The following is a 17,631-nucleotide window of genomic DNA, read 5'->3' on the forward strand; positions in this document are numbered from 1 at the left end:
CGTCATGGTGAGCGCTGTCTTTCATTCCCCTCTCGATACCCGTCCCGCTCTGCCGGCCTCTGCAAAGAGCTTTGTCGCGACCAAGCCCGTGGCCCTGGCCCGCCGGGCCGAACCCGAGCCGCGAACGCCGCGCGACTTCAGCGCGCTGTGGCTGCGCGTGCTGCCGCCGGTGCTCGGCGTCGCGCTGCTGATCCTGATCTGGGAACTGGTCGCGATGAAGAGCACCACCGGCTTTCCCTCGCCGCTCGCGACCTGGCAGCAGGCCCTGACGGTGTTCAGCGATCCGTTCTACAGCAAGGGCCCCAACGACCAAGGCGTGGGCTGGAACGTGCTCTCGTCGCTGCAGCGCGTCGCGCTTGGCTTCGGTCTCGCGGCCGCGGTGGGTATCCCTGCGGGCTTCGCGATCGGCCGCTTCGATTTCCTCTCGCGCATGTTCAATCCCCTGATCAGCCTGCTGCGCCCGGTCTCTCCGCTGGCTTGGTTGCCGATCGGGCTGCTGGTGTTCAAGGGCGCCAATCCGGCGGCGATCTGGACGATCTTCATCTGCTCGATCTGGCCGATGATCATCAACACCGCGGTGGGCGTGCAGCGCGTGCCGAGCGACTACATGAACGTCGCGAAAGTGCTGAACCTCAGCGAATGGAAGATCTTCACCAAGATCCTCTTCCCAGCGGTGCTGCCCTACATGTTGACCGGCGTGCGGCTCGCCGTCGGGACCGCGTGGCTCGTGATCGTCGCGGCGGAGATGCTCACTGGCGGTGTCGGCATCGGCTTCTGGGTGTGGGACGAGTGGAACAACCTCAACGTCGCCAACATCATCATCGCGATCTTCGTCATCGGCATCGTCGGCCTCGTGCTCGAGTTCGCGCTCATCAAGATCGCCACGGCATTCACGTTCGAAGAGGTGAAGTCATGAATGATGACAAGAAGTACATCGAGATCCAGGGCGTCGAGCAGCGGTTCAAGACGGCCAAGGGCAGCTTCCTCGCATTGCGCGACATCAACCTGTGCGTGGCCAAGGGTGAGTTCATCACACTGATCGGGCACTCGGGCTGCGGCAAGTCGACGCTGCTGAACCTCATCGCCGGTCTCACCACGCCCACGCAAGGCGCGCTGCTCTGCGCCAATCGCGAGATCAAGGGCCCGGGGCCAGAGCGCGCGGTGGTGTTCCAGAACCATTCGCTGCTGCCCTGGCTGACCTGCTACGAGAACGTGTACCTCGGTGTCGAGCGCGTGTTCGCGTCGACCGAAGCGAAGGCGCAACTCAAGGCGCGCACCGAAGCGGCGCTCGCGCTGGTCGGTCTGAGCGCGGCGGCGCAGAAGCGCCCCGGTGAGATCTCCGGCGGCATGAAGCAACGCGTGGGCATCGCCCGCGCGCTCTCGATGGAACCCAAGGTACTGCTCATGGACGAGCCCTTCGGTGCACTCGACGCGCTCACGCGCGCCAAGCTGCAGGACGAGTTGCTCGCCATCGTGCAGAAGACGCACAGCACGGTCGTCATGGTCACGCACGACGTGGACGAGGCTGTGCTGCTGTCCGACCGCATCGTGATGTTGACCAACGGGCCCGCGGCGACCATCGGCGAAGTGCTGGCAGTCGACATCCCACGTCCGCGCAATCGCGTCGAGCTGGCCGAAGACCCGGTCTACGTACATGCGCGCAAGGCCGTCATCGACTTTCTCTACACGCGCCAGGCGCACGTGGAGAAGGTCGCCGCCTGAGTCGCCACGGCGGCGGACCACTCACGCGGGAGTCAGGACATGATGACCTGCAAGCTGTGCTCGTACGAGGCGGTGAGTTGGTCGAAGGTGTCGACCAGCGCATCGCTGGAACGAACCAGCGCGGCGCGCCCTTCTGCGCTCGCGACGTCGCGCACGCCGTGCACCAGTCGCAGCCACTCGTCGCGCGCGGCCGCCAGCGCGGTCCGGATTTCGGGTGAGCTCAAGGGCGCGCGCTCGAGCTCGAGCAGCGCGGACTCGAACGCCTCCATGGTCGGCGCCAAGCGGTCGCGCATGGCATCTTGCGACAAGATCGACGCCAGCAGCGCGTCCTTTGCAAGCCGCTGTGCGCGCATGCGCTCGCGCCCGCAGATGTTGACGATACGCAGCGCCCGTCGCGCGCCGTGTGCCTCCAGTGCACCCGTCAGAGTCTCGGCGGCAGACAGCAGCGCATCGGCACGCGCATCGATATCTATCAACGCTCCCGGTGCGAGGCGCGCGTCAAGTGCCGCCTCCAGCCCTTGCCAGGCCACGCGCACATCCGATAGGGCCCGCCCACCGGCCTCATTCAGTTCGAGGGCAGCCAGATGATCGAGGTTGTCCTGCACGCGCTCAGCCGACTGCGTTCGCAGGACGCGCGCGCGTCGCGCATCGACACCGGCCAGCGCCTGCGCCGCTACGCGGACCAGCCGCTGGGACAGCATGCGCAACTGCCCCGCGCGATTGATCGCATCGGCCCATCGCGAAGCCTCGACCACGGACCGCGAGACTTCGCCGAGGCGCAGGTTGGCATGCATGGCCGCGCCGCGCAGCAGGCCAAAGGCCTCGTCCTCCTCGATGCCGCGTGCGGACATCAGCAGGCCCTTGGCGCGATCGATCCACTTGCGCTCGTCCAGGCGGGTGCGCAGCGCGACGAGTTCGGTGCGCAGCCCGTTCTCCCGCTGCCAGCGCGCCTGCGCGCGGCCCAGCAAGGCCTCGAGGGATTGCGCGTTCAGCGCCTCGATCGATTCCCACGCGTGCACGCCGAGCGCCGCCAACTTCTCGTGCGACTCACGATCCAGCGGGGCACAGGCGAGGCTCACTGCACATGGCGGCGTGCCCGACCAGGCTTGCAATGCATCGAGAAGATCCTGCGTCAGCGTGGGCATGCAGATCAGGATTTCTCGGGGCGCAAGCGACTGGGCCTGCGACACCATCGTGCGGCAAGTCGCACGCACGAACGCCGAAGCGTCGAGACCCTGGACAAGGTCGGTGGCTTCGGAGGGAAAGACAACAAAAAGAGGGTTCACGGCGCGTTTCAAGCTGTGACCGAAAGCATAGGGCAGATGCGCCGCGATGCGTTGGCACATGTTTTGCGTGATATGGCTCGCGGTGTAACGAAGCACCGCTTTGGTGAAGCGGCAGACACCTGCATGCCGCCCGGTAGCGCAACCATCGGGCACACCCCTCACGCCGTCAGCGTCCGCTGCCGGCACACCGCCCCAACCCCGTCCGACGACACGGCCCGCCAACGGCCGCGCCGCGGCATTTCGCATTGAAAGCCATGTCCAGCTTCAAGTCCTTCCTTCGCTCAGGCCACGGCCCGACGTTGTTCGCGGCCTTCCTGTACTTCGCCTTCTCGTGCTGCATCTGGGTGCTCAACGGTGCAATGGCACCGTTCATCGGCGAGACCTTCAACCTCTCGCCGGCGCAGAAAGGCCTGATGCTGTCGGTGCCGATCATCGCCGGTGCGCTGATGCGTTTTCCGCTGGGCATCCTGTCGCAATACATCGGCCGCAAGAGTGCGACGCTGGTCGAGATGGGCCTGATTGCCGTGGCGATGCTGTTCGGCTTCTTCATGGTGCACAGCTTCAACGATCTGCTCGCGATGGGCGTGCTCCTGGGCATCGCGGGCGCAAGCTTCGGGGTCGCGCTTTCGCTGGGTTCGGGCTGGTTCCCGCCGCAGCACAAGGGCCTCGCCATGGGGTTGGTGGGTGCGGGCAACGTCGGTACCGCGGTGTCGGTGCTGGTGGCTCCGCCGCTCGCCCAATGGCTGGGCTGGCAAAGTGTGTACGGCGTGGCGGCTGTCGCGATCCTGGTGCCGATGATCGTGATGATCATGCTCGCCAAGGAGCCACCCGACATCGACAGCCACGCCAGCTTCCGCGAGCACATCGCCTGCCTGTTCGAGAAGGACGGATGGGTGTTCAGCCTCATCTACGGCGTGACCTTCGGCGGCTTCATCGGCCTCACGACCTTCCTGCCCTCCTACTACTACGACCAATTCGGCGTCAGCAAGGTGCAGGCCGGCCAGCTGACTATGTTGGCCGCCTTCATGGGTGCGGCCGTGCGCGTGATCGGCGGCTGGATCTCCGACCGCTGGGGCGGCGTCAACACGCTGACATTGGTCCTGCTCGTGGTGGCGATCAGCCTGGTCCTTGTCGGCGCATCGTCGGCATCGTTGACGCTCACCACGCTGCTGCTGATCGCCTGTTTCGCCGCACTGGGTGCGGGCAACGGCGCACTCTTCCAGCTCGTGCCGCTGCGCTGGCCCGCAAGCACAGCGGTGGCCGGCTCCATGATCGGCGAGATCGGTGCGCTCGGCGGAGGCCTGGTGCCCAACGCGATGGGCTTGTCCAAGCAATACCTCGGCAGCTACGCCTGGGGCTTCGTCTTCTTCGCCGCACTGTCGCTCGTCATGCTGGCCGTCATGCGCGTGATGCAAATCCGCTGGACCCGCACCTGGGCCGAAAAAGGCGGCCGCGCCCGCGAAGCCGCACAGCCACCAGTCACGACCCACCGCCCCAAGAGCTCCAAGGCCCCCAAGGCGCGCAACGCATGACCCCGCACACCCTCATTCCAAAAATACCGCGGAACCGGCTTCACCGGGTCGCCGGTATTGCCCCCGGATGGGGGTGGGCGGCTACGCGAAGTGAGCCAACCTGGGGGCGAGCAGCACGCCTCTCAAGTCCGGGGCAGGAAGAGCAGCCACACCACCAGCAGCACATTGAACAGCAGCGACACAGCGAGCGCGATCTTGTAGAGCGCCGCCGGATCGCGGCGGGCCAGCGGCGTGGCGCTCGGCGCGCCGACGGGACGGGACGCACCGCGCTCCAGCGCGAGCAGAAGTTCCTCGGCCGTCTCGAAACGTTGCCGGGGATCGCGCGCCACGGCCTTGCGCACCAGGTGGTCGAGCCATACGGGCACATCGGGCCGGATGCGCGACAACGCGGCCGGATCGCGCCGGTAGCGCGCTGCCTGGTAGGGCTCGATCTCGCCATAGGGCAGGCGCCCGGCGAGCCACTGGTAGAGCGTGACCCCCAGCGCGAACAGATCGCTGCCTGCGTCGGCGCCCTCGCCTTCCCACTGTTCGGGGTTGATGTAGCTGGGCGTGCCGGCGTGCAGCTCGCGCTGCGCCGCGCCCTCGCGCCCGGACAGCGCGACACCCAGGTCGAGGATGCGCCAGCGCCCATCGTCGCCAAGGTGCAGGTTGCCCGGCTTGATGTCGCGATGCACCACGCCGTGGCGGTGCAGCCTTCCCAGCGCGCGGGTCACTTCGATGGCCGCGGCCACGACCTCCGCCACCGCACCACGCCGACCGTCCTTCTGCATCTGCTCGAGCGTTCGTCCGCCGTGCCAATCGAACACGGTGTAGAGCGCGCTGGCATCCTCCGCGCGTTCGTGAACGCGCACGAAGCCGCTGTCGGCGCGAGCGCTGACGCGCAGGCCCAGCCAGGCTTCGTGAGCGAGCATCGCGCGCTCCTGCGGATCGCCGGCCCGGGACGGATGCAAGGTCTTGAGGGTCACCAGTGCTCGCGTCTCGGGTCGACGTGCCTGGTAGAGCACATGCACGCCGGTGTCGGCCACCCGCGCGGTGATGACGTAGCCGTCGAGCACATCGCCGACCTTCAGCTGCGGCGGCGGAGCCAGCCGGCGCACGTCGCCCATCTCATCGTCCAGTTGGCGGGCATCCAGTCCCATGACGCGGATCACCAGCGCGGTGGCGTTGTCGCGGGATCCTGCCGCCAGCGCGGCCTGCACCAGTGCATCGCTGGCCTCGCCCGCGTTGCCCTGCAGCGCAAGGGCCGCCAAATGCTGTGCCTTGAGCACACCGTGAACGCCGTCGGAGCTGAGCACGAAGCAGTCGCCGACCCGCACGTCGCCCTGCACATAGTCGACCCGCACCTGATCGTCGAGACCGATTGCGCGCGTCAGCCGGCTTCGCAGATCGGGGTGCTCGAAGGCATGGTCATGGGTCAGCTGCATGGCAGGCTCGCCACCCTGGCGCACTCGCCACGCGCGCGTGTCGCCGACGTGCGCGAGCGTGTAGCTCTGTCCATGCAGCACCAGCGCCGTCAACGTGGTGAGCGCGGTGCCGCCACCCTGGCGGCGGCGGTTGTGATCGGCAAGCCATGCGTTCTGCGCGCCGATCAGCCGGTCCAGCGCCGCCGTCGGCTCCCAGGTGTCGGGCGTCGCGAAGTAATCGCCAAGCAGGCACATCACGGTGGTCTGCGCGGCCTCCAGACCGCGTCCACCGGCGGACACGCCGTCGGCGATGGCCGCAATCAGTCCGCGCGCTTCCTCGCCCTGCGGCGCATGCACCGCGCCGGCGAAATCCTCGTTGACCTCGCGGGGCCCGCGCAGGCTGCTGTAGCCGATGTCCACTTCAAAGCTCATGGCGCGATTCTCCACGCGCGCCCCGGGCACCTCGCTTGATTGAATCCAGGAAAGGTCCAACGCCATGAAGAAAATGAAACTCGTGATGGTCGGCAACGGCATGGCCGGCGTGCGCACGATCGAGGAGCTGCTCAAGATCGAGCCCGATCTCTACGACATCACCGTCTTCGGCGCCGAGCCGCACCCGAACTACAACCGCATCCTTCTGTCGCCCGTGCTCGCCGGCGAGCAAACGGTCGACGAGATCGTGCTGAACAGCTGGGAGTGGTACGCCGAGAACAACATCACCCTGCACGCAGGCAAGAAGGTGGTGGACGTCGATCGGGTCAAGCGAATCGTGCGCGCGGAAGACGGCACCGAAGCGCCCTACGACCGGCTTCTGATGTGCACCGGCTCCAACCCCTTCATGCTGCCTGTTCCCGGCAAGGACTTGCGGGGCGTGATCGCCTATCGCGACATCGCCGACACCGACTACATGATCGAGACCGCACGCACGCACAAGAACGCGGTCGTCATCGGCGGTGGACTGCTGGGCCTCGAAGCGGCCAATGGCCTGATGCTCCGCGGCATGAACGTCACCGTGGTGCACGTCATGCCGTGGCTGATGGAGCGGCAGTTGGACGACGTGGCCGGCAAGCTGCTGCAGAAGTCGCTCGAAGACCGCGGCCTGAAGTTCCTCATTGGTGCGCAAACCCAGGAACTCGTGGGCAACGAACAAGGAAGGGTCTCGGCCATCCGCTTCAAGGACGGCACCGAAGTCGCCGCCGACCTGGTGGTCATGGCCGTCGGCATTCGTCCCAACACGGAGCTGGCAGAGAAGATGCGGCTGCACATCAACCGCGGCATCGTCGTCACCGACACCATGCAGACCGTGACCGATGCGCGCATCTACTCGGTCGGCGAATGCGCTGCACATCGGGGCATCGCCTACGGCCTGGTCGCACCGCTGTTCGAACAGGCGAAGGTGGCGGCGAATCACCTGGCACAGTTCGGCATTGGCCGCTACATGGGCTCGCTGACCTCGACGAAGCTCAAGGTCACGGGTATCGACCTCTTCTCCGCCGGCGAATTCATGGGCGGCGAAGGCACGGAGGAAATCGTGATGAGCGACCCCTTCGGCGGCGTCTACAAGAAGCTGGTGATCAAGGACGACAAGCTGGTCGGCGCCTGCCTCTACGGCGACACGGTCGACGGCAGCTGGTACTTCAAGCTGCTGCGTGACGGACGCAGCGTGCACGACATCCGCGACAAGCTGATGTTCGGCGAATCCAACATCGGCGACACCGGCCACGAAGGCCACAGCAAGGCCGCTTCGATGCCGGACGACGCCGAGGTTTGCGGCTGCAATGGCGTCAACAAGGGCACCATCTGCAAGGCGATCAAGGACAAGGGACTCTTCACGCTTGAAGAGGTCAAGAAGCACACCAAGGCCAGCGCATCGTGCGGCTCATGCACCGGGCTGGTCGAGCAGATCCTGATGTTCACGGCCGGCGGCGACTACTCCGCCACGCCGAAGAAGAAAGCTGTGTGCGCCTGCACCGATGTCAGCCACCAGGACGTGCGTGAGGCGATCCGAAAAGGGCACTACCTCACACACGACGAGGTGTATCGCAATCTCGGCTGGCGGACGCCAAACGGATGCGCGACCTGCCGGCCTGCAATCAACTACTACCTGATCTCGACCTGGCCGAAAGAGGCAAAGGACGATCCGCAGAGTCGCTTCGTCAACGAGCGCAGCCACGCCAATATCCAGCGGGACGGCACCTATTCGGTGATACCGCGCATGTGGGGCGGCCACACGACGCCCGACGAATTGCGCCGCATCGCCGACGCGGCCGACAAGTACAAGATCCCGACCGTCAAGGTGACGGGCGGCCAGCGCATCGACCTGCTCGGCGTGAAGAAGGAAGACCTGGAGAACGTCTGGAAGGACATCGGCATGCCCTCGGGCTTTGCCTACGCCAAGTCGCTGCGCACGGTGAAGACGTGCGTAGGCAGCGAATGGTGCCGCTTCGGCACCCAGGACTCGACGCAGATGGGCAAGGACCTGGAGCGCGCGCTTTGGGCGATGTATTCGCCGCACAAGGTCAAGCTCGCAGTCTCGGGCTGCCCGCGAAACTGCGCCGAGTCGGGCATCAAGGACGTGGGCGTGATCGGCGTCGATTCGGGCTGGGAAATCTACGTGGGCGGCAACGGCGGCATCAAGACCGAAGTCGCACAGTTCCTGGTCAAGGTGAAGACATCCGATGAAGTGATGGAGTACGCGGGCGCGTTTCTTCAGCTCTACCGTGAGGAAGGCTGGTATCTGGAGCGCACCGTGCACTACATCGGACGTGTCGGCCTCGACTACGTGAAGAAGAAGGTCCTCGAGGACGCGGAAGGCCGCAAGACGCTGTGGGAGCGGCTCCAGTTCGCACTCGATGGCGAACCCGATCCGTGGTTCGAGTCCAGCCAGGCTTCTGTCGACGTGCGGCAGTTCAAGCCGATTGCCGTAGTCGAGAGCATCCCTGCTGATGCGCAGACGGTCTGAAGGAGAGCGAATCATGAGCGAATGGAAAGTGATCTGCCGGGTCGAAGACATTCCCGTGCTTGGTGCCCGTCGAGTGGCGCGCGCCCAGGGCATCGATGTTGCGGTGTTCCGCAATTCAGAGGACGAGGTTTTTGCATTGCTCGACCGCTGCCCGCACAAGGGCGGACCGTTGAGCCAGGGCATCGTCTTCGGCACCAGCGTGGCCTGTCCGCTGCACAACTGGGCGATCGGACTCGACGATGGTTGCGCGAAATCGCCCGACGAAGGCTGCACACCGCGCTTTGCAGTGAAAGTCGCCAACGGTGTGGTGCACCTCGATGCGGGCGAGCTCCAATTGCACGCCACCGATCTCTCGCGGCCTGTGGCGGGGCCTCAGCCAGTCGTCGCAGACTGACTATCTTCACCCGAGCCAGCACCATGAACGAAACACGCTCCACCTGCCCCTACTGCGGCGTGGGCTGTGGCGTCATCATCGAGTCCGACGGCGCGCAGATCACCGGCGTGCGCGGGGACCCGGCGCACCCCGCCAACTTCGGTCGGCTGTGCACGAAAGGGTCTACGCTGCACCTGACCGCCAGCGCTGCCGTCACCATGCAGACTCGTCTTTTGCAGCCATTGCAGCGTGCCACTCGTGACTCCGTCCCCGAGCCCATCACATGGGACGGCGCACTGGGGCTCGCGGCGCAACGATTCGCGCAGGTCATCGAGGAAAGCGGCCCCGATGCCGTCGGCTTCTACGTATCCGGACAACTGCTGACAGAGGACTATTACGTCTTCAACAAGCTGGCCAAAGGGCTCGTCGGCACCAACAACATCGACACCAATTCGCGCCTTTGCATGAGCAGCGCGGTGGCCGGCTACAAGAAGACGCTGGGCGCCGATGCACCACCAGCCTGCTACGACGACCTGAAGCACGCACAGTGCCTTTTCATCGTCGGCAGCAACACTGCGTGGGCGCATCCCATTTTGTTCCGGCGCATCGAGGATGCGAAGGCGGCCAATCCAACCATGAAGATCGTCGTGGCGGATCCTCGCCGCACGGACACCGCCGAGATTGCTGACCTGTTCTTGCCGATCCAGCCGGGTACCGACGTGATGCTCTTCAACGGCATGCTGCACCTGATGCTGTGGGAAGGCTGGGCGGATTCGCGCTACATCGCCGAGCACACCAACGGCTTCGACGCCTTGAAAGCGACGGTGCGCGACTGCACACCCGACCGCGTCGCACAGGTCTGCGGCATCTCCAAGGACGACCTCCTGGAGGCGGCGCGCCTCTTTGCGACTTCTGCAGCGACGCTGAGCCTGTATTGCCAAGGCCTGAACCAATCCTCTTCCGGAACGGCGAAGAACGCGGCCCTGATCAACCTCCATCTGGCGACGGCGCAGATCGGCAAACTCGGCGCGGGGCCCTTCTCGCTCACCGGTCAGCCCAACGCCATGGGCGGCCGCGAAGTGGGTGGGTTGGCCAATCTTCTTTCCGCTCATCGCGATCTCGCCAATCCGCGGCATCGCGCCGAAGTGGCGGCGCTGTGGGGCATCGACGATGTGCCGGCTCGACCGGGCAAGACTGCGGTCGAAATGTTCCAGGCCGCGGCGGACGGCGAAATCCGCGCGCTCTGGATCGCCTGCACCAACCCAGCGCAATCGATGCCCGACCAGGCGACGGTGCGCCGCGCGCTCGAGCGCTGCGAGTTCGTCGTGGTGCAGGAGGCATTCGCGAAAACGGCAACCTGCGAGTTCGCCGACCTGCTGCTGCCAGCCACCACATGGGGCGAGAAGGAAGGCACCGTCACCAACAGCGAACGCCGCATCTCTCGAGTGCGGCGAGCTGTGCCGCCGCCTGGCGAGGCTCGCAATGACTGGTCTATCGGCGTGGGTTTCGCGCGGCGGCTCGAGGAGCGCCTGGGCCGCACAGCCACGCTCTTTCCCTACGTGGATGCCGAGTCGGTCTGGAATGAACACCGCGAATCCACGCGCGGGCGCGACCTCGACATCACTGGAATGAGCTACGCGATGCTCGAATCGGCGCCGCAGCAATGGCCACTGCGTGAAGGCGAGACAGAAGGCCGCGCTCGGCTCTATGAGGACGGCATCTTCCCAACGCCCGATGGCCGCGCGCAGTTCGTCGATACGCCCTACAAGCCGGTAACCGAGCCCCGTGACGCGCGCTATCCCTTCTCTCTCAACACTGGCCGGCTGCGCGACCAGTGGCACGGCATGAGCCGCACCGGCACACTGGGCAGGCTCTTCGGCCACGCCGCCGAGCCTGTGGCTCAGATGCATCCGCAGGACATGGCCAGGCGCCAATTGGCCGAGGGCGATCTCGTGCACGTCACCTCGCGCCGAGGCTCGATCGTGGTGCCCGTCGCGGGCAGCGCCGATGTCGGCTTGAGCCAAGTCTTCATTGCAATGCATTGGGGTGGCGAATACCTGAGCGGCTCGTCCAGCACCGGCACGCGGCTTGCGGGCGTGAATGCCCTCACGACCTCCAGCTTCTGCCCCGATTCGAAGCAACCCGAGCTCAAGCACGCAGCAGTGAAAGTCCTCAAGGCCGAGATGCCCTGGACACTCCTCGCCGCCGCATGGCTCCCGCAGGAGGCCGCGCTGACTGTCGCCGGCGAGTTGCGAAACCTGATGTCGGCGTTTCCGTTCGCCAGCTGCGTGCCCTTTGCCGCAGGCGCTGCACTCGAAGATGCGAGTCCCGATCGCACCGGCGTGCTGTTCCGGGCTGCCGCGCATGAGGCACCACCCGACGCCGTCCTCTCGCAGATAGAAGGCTTGCTTGCGCTCGCAGGCACCGACACACTGCGCTACGCGGATGCAAAACGCGGGCAGCGTCGCGCGGTCCGTTTGACACGCAATGGCGCGAACGCGTACCTCGAAGGCTTCCTGCTGGGCGGAGACACTCGCTCGGAAGTCTGGATCAAGGCGTTGCTGCAAGACCGGCTGCCGGCGCAGGCCTTTGGCCGGCAACTGCTGCGGCCCGCCTCGGTGGCGCCCATCGGTGTCGCGGCACGCAAAATCGTCTGCAGTTGCTTCGGTGTCACGCAAACCGCCATCGGCGAGCATCTCGCGTCCTCCGCGGGCTCGGACGTGGAGCGACTCGCCGCATTGCAGGGCGCGCTGAAATGCGGCACCAATTGCGGGTCTTGCATCACCGAGCTGAAACGGATGGTGCGCTTGTCCTCCGGGCCGGTTCTGGCGGAGTCGCCATGAGCCTTGACGGGGCGACCGCGATAAACCCGCCTGGGCGACGGGGCATAAGCGCGCCCCATTTGCGGCATAAGTCATGCGGGACAATCCGGGCACCCATGGGAATCAGCCAATACATCAAGGAAATCGGTCGCGGCGCGCGCGGTGCAAAGCCGCTGGACCGCGAGCAAGCGTGCGATCTCTTCGGCCAGGTGCTCGACGGCACGGTGACAGATCTGGAAATCGGCGCCTTCTGCCTCGCGATGCGCATCAAGGGCGAGACGCCAGAAGAACTGGCAGGCTTCCTCGATGCGACGCATGTCCGGCTCCATCGCTTTCCAGCGACGGAACGCCCACTCGTGGTGCTGCCGAGCTACAACGGCGCGCGACGCCTTCCGGTTCTGACACCGCTGCTCGCCCTGCTGCTGGCGCGCGAAGGCCTGCCTGTGCTGGTGCATGGTGCCGCCACGGAATCGACGCGCGTCCTGGCATCCAGCGTGCTCTCGGCGCTGGACGTGCCGACGCTGCAAAGCATTCGTCCCATTGCCGATGGCGAGATCGTCTTCGCGCCCACCGAACTGCTGTCCCCGGGCCTGAAGCGCCTGCTCGATGTGCGACGTGTCGTGGGCCTGCGCAATCCTGGACACAGCGTGGTCAAGCTGATGCAGCCGAGCGAAGGTGAATGCCTGGTCGTCGGCAGCTATACGCATCCCGAATATGCGCAGTCGATGGCGGCGACTTTCGAATTGATGGGGATGACCGCCCTGCTCTCGCGCGGCCTGGAAGGCGAAAGCGCCGCCGACCCGCGCCGCACCGCGCAAATCGACGGGTTCGTTCACGGGCGCCACGTTGCATTGCAGGCGCAGCAGCCGGGCACGCAAAGTGAAGTGCCTGGCCTGCCCACCGAAATCGACATCGCGACGACAGCGGCCTACACCCGTCGCGTCTTGGCGGGCGAAGCGTCGGTGCCAAACGCCATCGCGCAACAGGTGGGGCACATCGTCCAATTGGCGAAGCTGGCGCAGGTAACCCCAGCGGTGCGGAAAGCGAAAGAGACCACGGAAACTCCATGAGCAAGTCATCCCACCACGGCAGTTGCACGCTGGTCGGCGCCGGCCCCGGCGACCCCGAACTGCTCACAATCAAAGCCGTCAAGGCCATCCAGGCCGCGACGGTGCTCTTGGTCGACGACCTCGTCAGCGAAGAAATCCTGGCTTATGCGAGACCCGGTGCGCGCATCGTTCATGTCGGGAAGCGAGGCGGCTGCCGAAGCACGCCCCAAGCGTTCATCGAGCGGCTCATGATCACCGCCGCCCATGAAGGAGAGACCGTCGTGCGTCTCAAGGGTGGCGATCCTTTCATCTTCGGCCGTGGCGGCGAGGAAGTCGAACACCTGCGCGAAGCCGGCATCGAGGCGCAGGTCGTCAACGGCATCACGGCAGGGCTGGCCGCAGTCACCGCGCTTGGCGTGCCGCTTACCCATCGCGATCACGCCCAAGGAGTGGTGTTCGTCACCGGACATGCCAAGACCGGGCACGCTGCCGATGAGCACCCGACGGATTGGCGCCAGCTCGCCGCCACTGCACGCGATGCACGCCTGACGCTGGTGATCTACATGGGCGTCACCGGCGTGGCGCACATCCAGAACGAACTGCTTCATGGTCTTTCGGCCGACACGCCGGTGGCGGTGATCCAGCACGCGAGCCTGCCGCAGCAAAGGCATATCGCAACCACGCTTGCCAAGCTTCGCGCGGACTTGGCTGACGCGGGCCTCGCCAGCCCCTCGATCATCGTCGTCGGCGACGTCTTGCGCGGAATGGCCGCAGTCGGAACCGCCGCCTCTCGATTCGGCACCTGATGAGCGGCGAACCCTTCAAGGCTGCGGGCGGCGAGCGTTGAGTTCCTACGACACCATCGTCATCGGCGCGGGCGCTGCCGGGTTGTACTGCGCCGCCTTGGCCGGCCAGCAGGGGCTGCGCGTGCTCCTTCTCGACCATAGCGAACGCATTGCCGAGAAGATCCGCATTTCAGGCGGCGGGCGTGCCAACTTCACCAACCGCGACCTGGACGTGCGCGCGCCGCAACGGCATTTCATCGGCGACAACCCCAATTTCTGTCGCTCTGCTCTGTCGCGCTATGCGCCGCAGCAATTCATTGATCTCGTCCAGAAGCACGGAATCGCGTTCCACGAAAAGCACAAGGGCCAACTCTTTTGCGACGGTCCTTCGCAGCAGATCATCGACATGCTGCTCGCCGAGTGCAGCGCCGGCGCCGTCTCGCATTGGCAACCCTGCAGGGTGGGCGCCATAGCCCACACGAACGGCGGCGGCTATCAGGTCGAAACAAGCCGCGGCGCGGTGCGCGCACCGCGCCTCGTGGTTGCCACGGGCGGTCTTTCCATCCCGCAGATCGGCGCCAGCGACTTCGGCTATCGGCTTGCAACGCAGTTCGGCTTGCGCGTTGTCCCGCCGCGGCCGGCTCTGGTTCCGCTCACTTTCGGCGGCGAGGGATGGGAGCCCTATTCGGCACTGGCGGGCCTCGCGCTGCCTGTTCGAATCGAAACCGGTAGCAAGAAGGAACGCATGAGCTTCCTCGAAGACTTGCTGTTCACACATCGCGGGCTGTCGGGCCCCGCGGTACTGCAGATTTCAAGCTATTGGCGACCAGGCGCGCCGCTCACGATCGACTTTGCACCCGGCATCGGTGTCGCCACCGCGCTCGCCGAAGCCAAGCAGCGCTCGCGCAAACGCATCAACAACGAACTGGCCGCCCTGGTGCCCTCGCGCCTCGCCGACGCATGGGTCGACCAGGACTCATCCTTGCAGCGCCCGATCAATGAAGCGGGCGATCGGGCGATTTCGGCGCTGGCCGACCGGATCGCGCGCTGGCAGATCACGCCCAGCGGCACGGAGGGTTACAAAAAGGCGGAAGTCACGGCAGGCGGCGTCGACACGCGCGATCTCTCGTCGCAAACCTTGGAGTCGAAACAGCCCGGGCTGTACTTCATCGGCGAGGTGGTCGACGTGACCGGCTGGCTCGGCGGTTACAACTTTCAATGGGCCTGGGCCAGCGCCCATGCATGCGCGCGGGCACTGGCGTTGGACGGCAAAGCTGACGCTATAATGCCCGGCTAACTTTGGCCTTCCCTCAACGGCCTAATCCCTTTTCAGTTGAGGAACCCCGGCCCGGGGCCCGATCTTCCCCAGGCCAAATTCAACAGACCCAATTTTTTAAATGACCACCATCCGCGTAAAAGAAAACGAGCCGTTCGACGTCGCGCTGCGCCGCTTCAAGCGCACTATCGAAAAGCTCGGCCTGCTGACCGATCTGCGTGCCCGCGAGTTCTACGAAAAGCCGACCGCCGAGCGCAAGCGCAAGAAGGCAGCCGCCGTCAAGCGCCACTACAAGCGCGTGCGGAGCATGCAACTCCCCAAGAAGCTGTACTGATCACCCGAGGCGCTGGCGCGACGCCAACGCCCGGTTCAGCCGCTTCCAAGCCGCGCCAGGACTACCTGCCGCGGCTTTTTTGTTTTTCGACCGTCATAGAAAGCCAGCCATGAGCCTCAAGGAACAGATCACCGAAGACATGAAGACCGCGATGCGCGCCAAGGACTCGGAACGCCTGGGCACCATTCGCCTGCTGCTCGCAGCGATGAAGCAGAAAGAGGTCGACGAACGCATCGAACTGGACGATGCCGCAGTGGTGGCCATCGTCGACAAGCTGGTGAAGCAGCGCAAGGATTCGGTCGCGGCGTTCACGCAAGGCAACCGCCCCGACCTGGCCGACAAGGAAGCCGCCGAGATCAAGGTGCTGGAGGTCTATCTACCCCAGCGCATGAGCGCCGAAGAGGTGGCCGTCGAAGTGAAAGCCATCGTTGCCGAACTCGGCGCCAAGGGGCCGGGCGACATGGGGAAGGTCATGGGCGCAGTCAAGACCCGTCTCGCGGGCAAGGCCGATATGGGACAAGTCAGCGCAGCGGTGAAGGCCGCTCTCTCAGGCGCCTGAACGTGACGGCGCATCCCGTTCTCAAGGCCTGTGCCTGTCTGGTGGACGATCGGGGCCGTCTGCTGGTCTTTCACCATCCCGAGGACCGGAGCATGCAGTTGCCCAAGGGCACCATCGAGCCTGGCGAGGCGCCCGAAGCGGCCGTCCGTCGCGAATTGCTGGAAGAGTCCGGGATCCACTACACGGGCGATCTGCTTTCGCTGGGCACCATCGACCGGCATTGCGAGGCCGGTGTCGAAGGCAACAAGCGCCGGCATCCGCAGCTCTGGCACGTGTTCCTGATGCGTTCAACGGGGCTGCTGCCGGAGACCTTCGATCACGTGGCCTCGGGGAGCCCCGAGGAAGACGGCCTCGTCTTCAGCTTCAGCTGGCTGACGCACGACGCGCCTCTCGGCGCGTTCGCGGAGCCCTACGTGCGGGTCATCACCAAGGTCCGGCAGCGCCTCGCCGGAACATTGCCGGCATGACCTGCTGGGCCGACGCGGATGGCGTCTTCGATCGGCTGGAAGGCACCTGGGACCTCGCCCGGACCATCGAGAACCAGGCAGCGATGACCGGCATCGCCTGGTTCAGCCAACTGGGCCGCGATGCCCTCGGCTACCGCGAAGAAGGCAGGGTCACTTTGGCAGGCGGGCAAGCGTTCGACGCGCATCGCGAATACCGTTTCGAGCGCTCGCGACTTGGCTTTCTGGTGTTCTTTGCCGAAGTGCCGCCCCGACTCTTCCACCAGATCCAACTCGCGCGCGAAGGCGACGTGCTCGCAGGCTCGGCCACCCACCTGTGCGCTCCGGACGTCTACGACAGTGACTACCGCTTCATGGCCGACGGGACCTTCGTCATCCGCCACTCGGTGCGCGGGCCGCGCAAGAACTACGTTTCAGTCACCGTCTTCCGACGCCCCACCACGCCATAAGCCGGCTCGCGTCAGTCGCCGCCGAGTTGCCAGCTTGGCATGCCGCGCATCACCGTCTGCACGACCACGGCGCAGATTCCGGCCTTGACCAGGTCACCGGGAATGAAGATCAGCATGGCCAGGGCCGCCTGCGTCAGCGACATATGGGCGACCAGCGACAGCCCGAGGATCCCGAACGCGTAGACCACGGCAATGCCGCCGACCACAGAAGAAGCGAAGCTGGCGGCGAGCACACCCTTGCCCGTGGTAGTGCCCAGTCGAGGCACCAGCAGGCGCATCAGCAGACCACAGGCGAAAGCGCCGAACATCCAGCCGAACAAGAAGCCAGAGGTCGCTCCGACGAACACGCTGAATCCGCCTCGCCCGCCTGGCAGCAGAGGCAGGCCCAACGCAACGGCGAGCAGGAACAGGGCAATGGCCAGAAATGCGCGCCGTGGCCCAAGGAGGCAGCCCGCCAGCATGACGCCAAGTGACTGCAGCGTGATGGGCACCCCGAAAGGCAGATCGATCTTCGGGATCATGCCCAGCACGGCCATTAGTGCCGCGAACAGGGCGATGTAGGCAATTGAACGAGAGGACGAGTTGGCAGGAGCGTTTGAGGTCATGAAATTAGGA

General features: G+C 65.5%; 16 protein-coding genes. 13 read left to right on the forward strand and 3 right to left on the reverse strand.

Annotated elements, in window-relative coordinates:
- The first annotated feature begins 4 nt into the window (after positions 1 to 4).
- The gene (ntrB, locus tag AC1DSF_RS05920; RefSeq protein ID WP_478123924.1) at positions 5 to 916 is read left to right on the forward strand and encodes a nitrate ABC transporter permease; all 912 of its coding nucleotides are present in this window, start codon (positions 5 to 7) and stop codon (positions 914 to 916) included.
- Complete coding sequence (locus tag AC1DSF_RS05925; protein WP_478123925.1) at positions 913 to 1,722, forward strand: ABC transporter ATP-binding protein; 810 nt, start codon at positions 913 to 915, stop codon at positions 1,720 to 1,722. Before ntrB ends, AC1DSF_RS05925 begins: the two co-directional genes overlap by 4 nt.
- A 32-nt stretch (positions 1,723 to 1,754) precedes the next feature.
- On the opposite strand, the gene AC1DSF_RS05930 is transcribed toward AC1DSF_RS05925, so the two are convergent.
- A complete protein-coding gene (locus tag AC1DSF_RS05930; RefSeq protein ID WP_478123926.1) occupies positions 1,755 to 3,008 on the reverse strand; it encodes an ANTAR domain-containing response regulator in 1,254 nt (417 codons plus the stop codon).
- Between the two features lie 254 nt (positions 3,009 to 3,262).
- Between AC1DSF_RS05930 and AC1DSF_RS05935 the strand changes: the two genes are divergently transcribed.
- On the forward strand, positions 3,263 to 4,540 hold the full coding sequence (locus AC1DSF_RS05935) for an MFS transporter (protein ID WP_478123927.1): 1,278 nt from the start codon (positions 3,263 to 3,265) through the stop codon (positions 4,538 to 4,540).
- A gap of 122 nt (positions 4,541 to 4,662) precedes the next feature.
- Here the strand turns inward: AC1DSF_RS05935 and AC1DSF_RS05940 are convergent, their stop codons facing one another.
- Positions 4,663 to 6,375, reverse strand: a complete 1,713-nt coding sequence (locus AC1DSF_RS05940; RefSeq protein ID WP_478124000.1) for a bifunctional protein-serine/threonine kinase/phosphatase — start codon at positions 6,373 to 6,375, stop codon at positions 4,663 to 4,665.
- A 64-nt stretch (positions 6,376 to 6,439) separates the two neighbouring features.
- On the opposite strand from AC1DSF_RS05940, the gene nirB reads away from it, so the two are divergent.
- The 10 genes from nirB (at position 6,440) to AC1DSF_RS05990 (ending at position 17,016) form a co-directional block, all read left to right on the forward strand.
- Positions 6,440 to 8,905, forward strand: a complete 2,466-nt coding sequence (nirB, locus tag AC1DSF_RS05945; RefSeq protein ID WP_478123928.1) for a nitrite reductase large subunit NirB — start codon at positions 6,440 to 6,442, stop codon at positions 8,903 to 8,905.
- A 13-nt stretch (positions 8,906 to 8,918) separates the two neighbouring features.
- Positions 8,919 to 9,299, forward strand: coding sequence for a nitrite reductase small subunit NirD (nirD, locus tag AC1DSF_RS05950; RefSeq protein ID WP_478123929.1), 381 nt, complete (start codon positions 8,919 to 8,921; stop codon positions 9,297 to 9,299).
- 23 nt (positions 9,300 to 9,322) lie between these two features.
- A complete protein-coding gene (locus tag AC1DSF_RS05955; RefSeq protein WP_478123930.1) occupies positions 9,323 to 12,121 on the forward strand; it encodes a nitrate reductase in 2,799 nt (932 codons plus the stop codon).
- A 95-nt stretch (positions 12,122 to 12,216) separates the two neighbouring features.
- Entirely contained in the window at positions 12,217 to 13,170 is a 954-nt protein-coding gene (gene ybiB, locus AC1DSF_RS05960) for a DNA-binding protein YbiB (protein ID WP_478123931.1), read from the forward strand.
- A complete protein-coding gene (gene cobA, locus AC1DSF_RS05965) occupies positions 13,167 to 13,955 on the forward strand; it encodes a uroporphyrinogen-III C-methyltransferase (protein ID WP_478123932.1) in 789 nt (262 codons plus the stop codon). The genes ybiB and cobA overlap by 4 nt, the downstream gene beginning before the upstream one ends.
- Positions 13,956 to 13,992: 37 nt before the next feature.
- A complete protein-coding gene (locus AC1DSF_RS05970) occupies positions 13,993 to 15,231 on the forward strand; it encodes a BaiN/RdsA family NAD(P)/FAD-dependent oxidoreductase (RefSeq protein WP_478123933.1) in 1,239 nt (412 codons plus the stop codon).
- A gap of 100 nt (positions 15,232 to 15,331) precedes the next feature.
- A complete protein-coding gene (rpsU, locus tag AC1DSF_RS05975) occupies positions 15,332 to 15,544 on the forward strand; it encodes a 30S ribosomal protein S21 (protein WP_007833691.1) in 213 nt (70 codons plus the stop codon).
- A 109-nt stretch (positions 15,545 to 15,653) separates the two neighbouring features.
- Positions 15,654 to 16,103, forward strand: coding sequence for a GatB/YqeY domain-containing protein (locus AC1DSF_RS05980; protein ID WP_478123934.1), 450 nt, complete (start codon positions 15,654 to 15,656; stop codon positions 16,101 to 16,103).
- Positions 16,104 to 16,105: 2 nt separating this feature from the next.
- The gene (locus tag AC1DSF_RS05985; protein WP_478123935.1) at positions 16,106 to 16,570 is read left to right on the forward strand and encodes an NUDIX domain-containing protein; all 465 of its coding nucleotides are present in this window, start codon (positions 16,106 to 16,108) and stop codon (positions 16,568 to 16,570) included.
- The gene (locus AC1DSF_RS05990; RefSeq protein ID WP_478123936.1) at positions 16,567 to 17,016 is read left to right on the forward strand and encodes a DUF6314 family protein; all 450 of its coding nucleotides are present in this window, start codon (positions 16,567 to 16,569) and stop codon (positions 17,014 to 17,016) included. The genes AC1DSF_RS05985 and AC1DSF_RS05990 overlap by 4 nt, the downstream gene beginning before the upstream one ends.
- Positions 17,017 to 17,027: 11 nt before the next feature.
- Here AC1DSF_RS05990 and AC1DSF_RS05995 read toward each other — a convergent pair whose 3' ends face one another.
- Positions 17,028 to 17,621 carry a biotin transporter BioY gene (locus tag AC1DSF_RS05995; RefSeq protein WP_478123937.1) on the reverse strand — a complete coding sequence of 198 codons (594 nt, stop codon included), beginning with the start codon at positions 17,619 to 17,621 and terminating at the stop codon, positions 17,028 to 17,030.
- Positions 17,622 to 17,631 lie beyond the last annotated feature (10 nt).

The organism is Variovorax sp. 01N429 (assembly GCF_056399425.1).

Excerpts from the sequence above, each read along its gene's own strand:
- ntrB (WP_478123924.1), top strand. The coding sequence starts at position 5 with ATGGTGAGCGCTGTCTTTCATTCCCCTCTCGATACCCGTCCCGCTCTG.
- AC1DSF_RS05925 (WP_478123925.1), top strand. The coding sequence starts at position 913 with ATGAATGATGACAAGAAGTACATCGAGATCCAGGGCGTCGAGCAGCGG.
- AC1DSF_RS05935 (WP_478123927.1), top strand. The coding sequence starts at position 3,263 with ATGTCCAGCTTCAAGTCCTTCCTTCGCTCAGGCCACGGCCCGACGTTG.
- AC1DSF_RS05940 (WP_478124000.1), bottom strand. The coding sequence starts at position 6,375 with ATGAGCTTTGAAGTGGACATCGGCTACAGCAGCCTGCGCGGGCCCCGC.
- nirB (WP_478123928.1), top strand. The coding sequence starts at position 6,440 with ATGAAGAAAATGAAACTCGTGATGGTCGGCAACGGCATGGCCGGCGTG.
- nirD (WP_478123929.1), top strand. The coding sequence starts at position 8,919 with ATGAGCGAATGGAAAGTGATCTGCCGGGTCGAAGACATTCCCGTGCTT.
- AC1DSF_RS05955 (WP_478123930.1), top strand. The coding sequence starts at position 9,323 with ATGAACGAAACACGCTCCACCTGCCCCTACTGCGGCGTGGGCTGTGGC.
- ybiB (WP_478123931.1), top strand. The coding sequence starts at position 12,217 with ATGGGAATCAGCCAATACATCAAGGAAATCGGTCGCGGCGCGCGCGGT.
- cobA (WP_478123932.1), top strand. The coding sequence starts at position 13,167 with ATGAGCAAGTCATCCCACCACGGCAGTTGCACGCTGGTCGGCGCCGGC.
- rpsU (WP_007833691.1), top strand. The coding sequence starts at position 15,332 with ATGACCACCATCCGCGTAAAAGAAAACGAGCCGTTCGACGTCGCGCTG.
- AC1DSF_RS05980 (WP_478123934.1), top strand. The coding sequence starts at position 15,654 with ATGAGCCTCAAGGAACAGATCACCGAAGACATGAAGACCGCGATGCGC.
- AC1DSF_RS05990 (WP_478123936.1), top strand. The coding sequence starts at position 16,567 with ATGACCTGCTGGGCCGACGCGGATGGCGTCTTCGATCGGCTGGAAGGC.
- AC1DSF_RS05995 (WP_478123937.1), bottom strand. The coding sequence starts at position 17,621 with ATGACCTCAAACGCTCCTGCCAACTCGTCCTCTCGTTCAATTGCCTAC.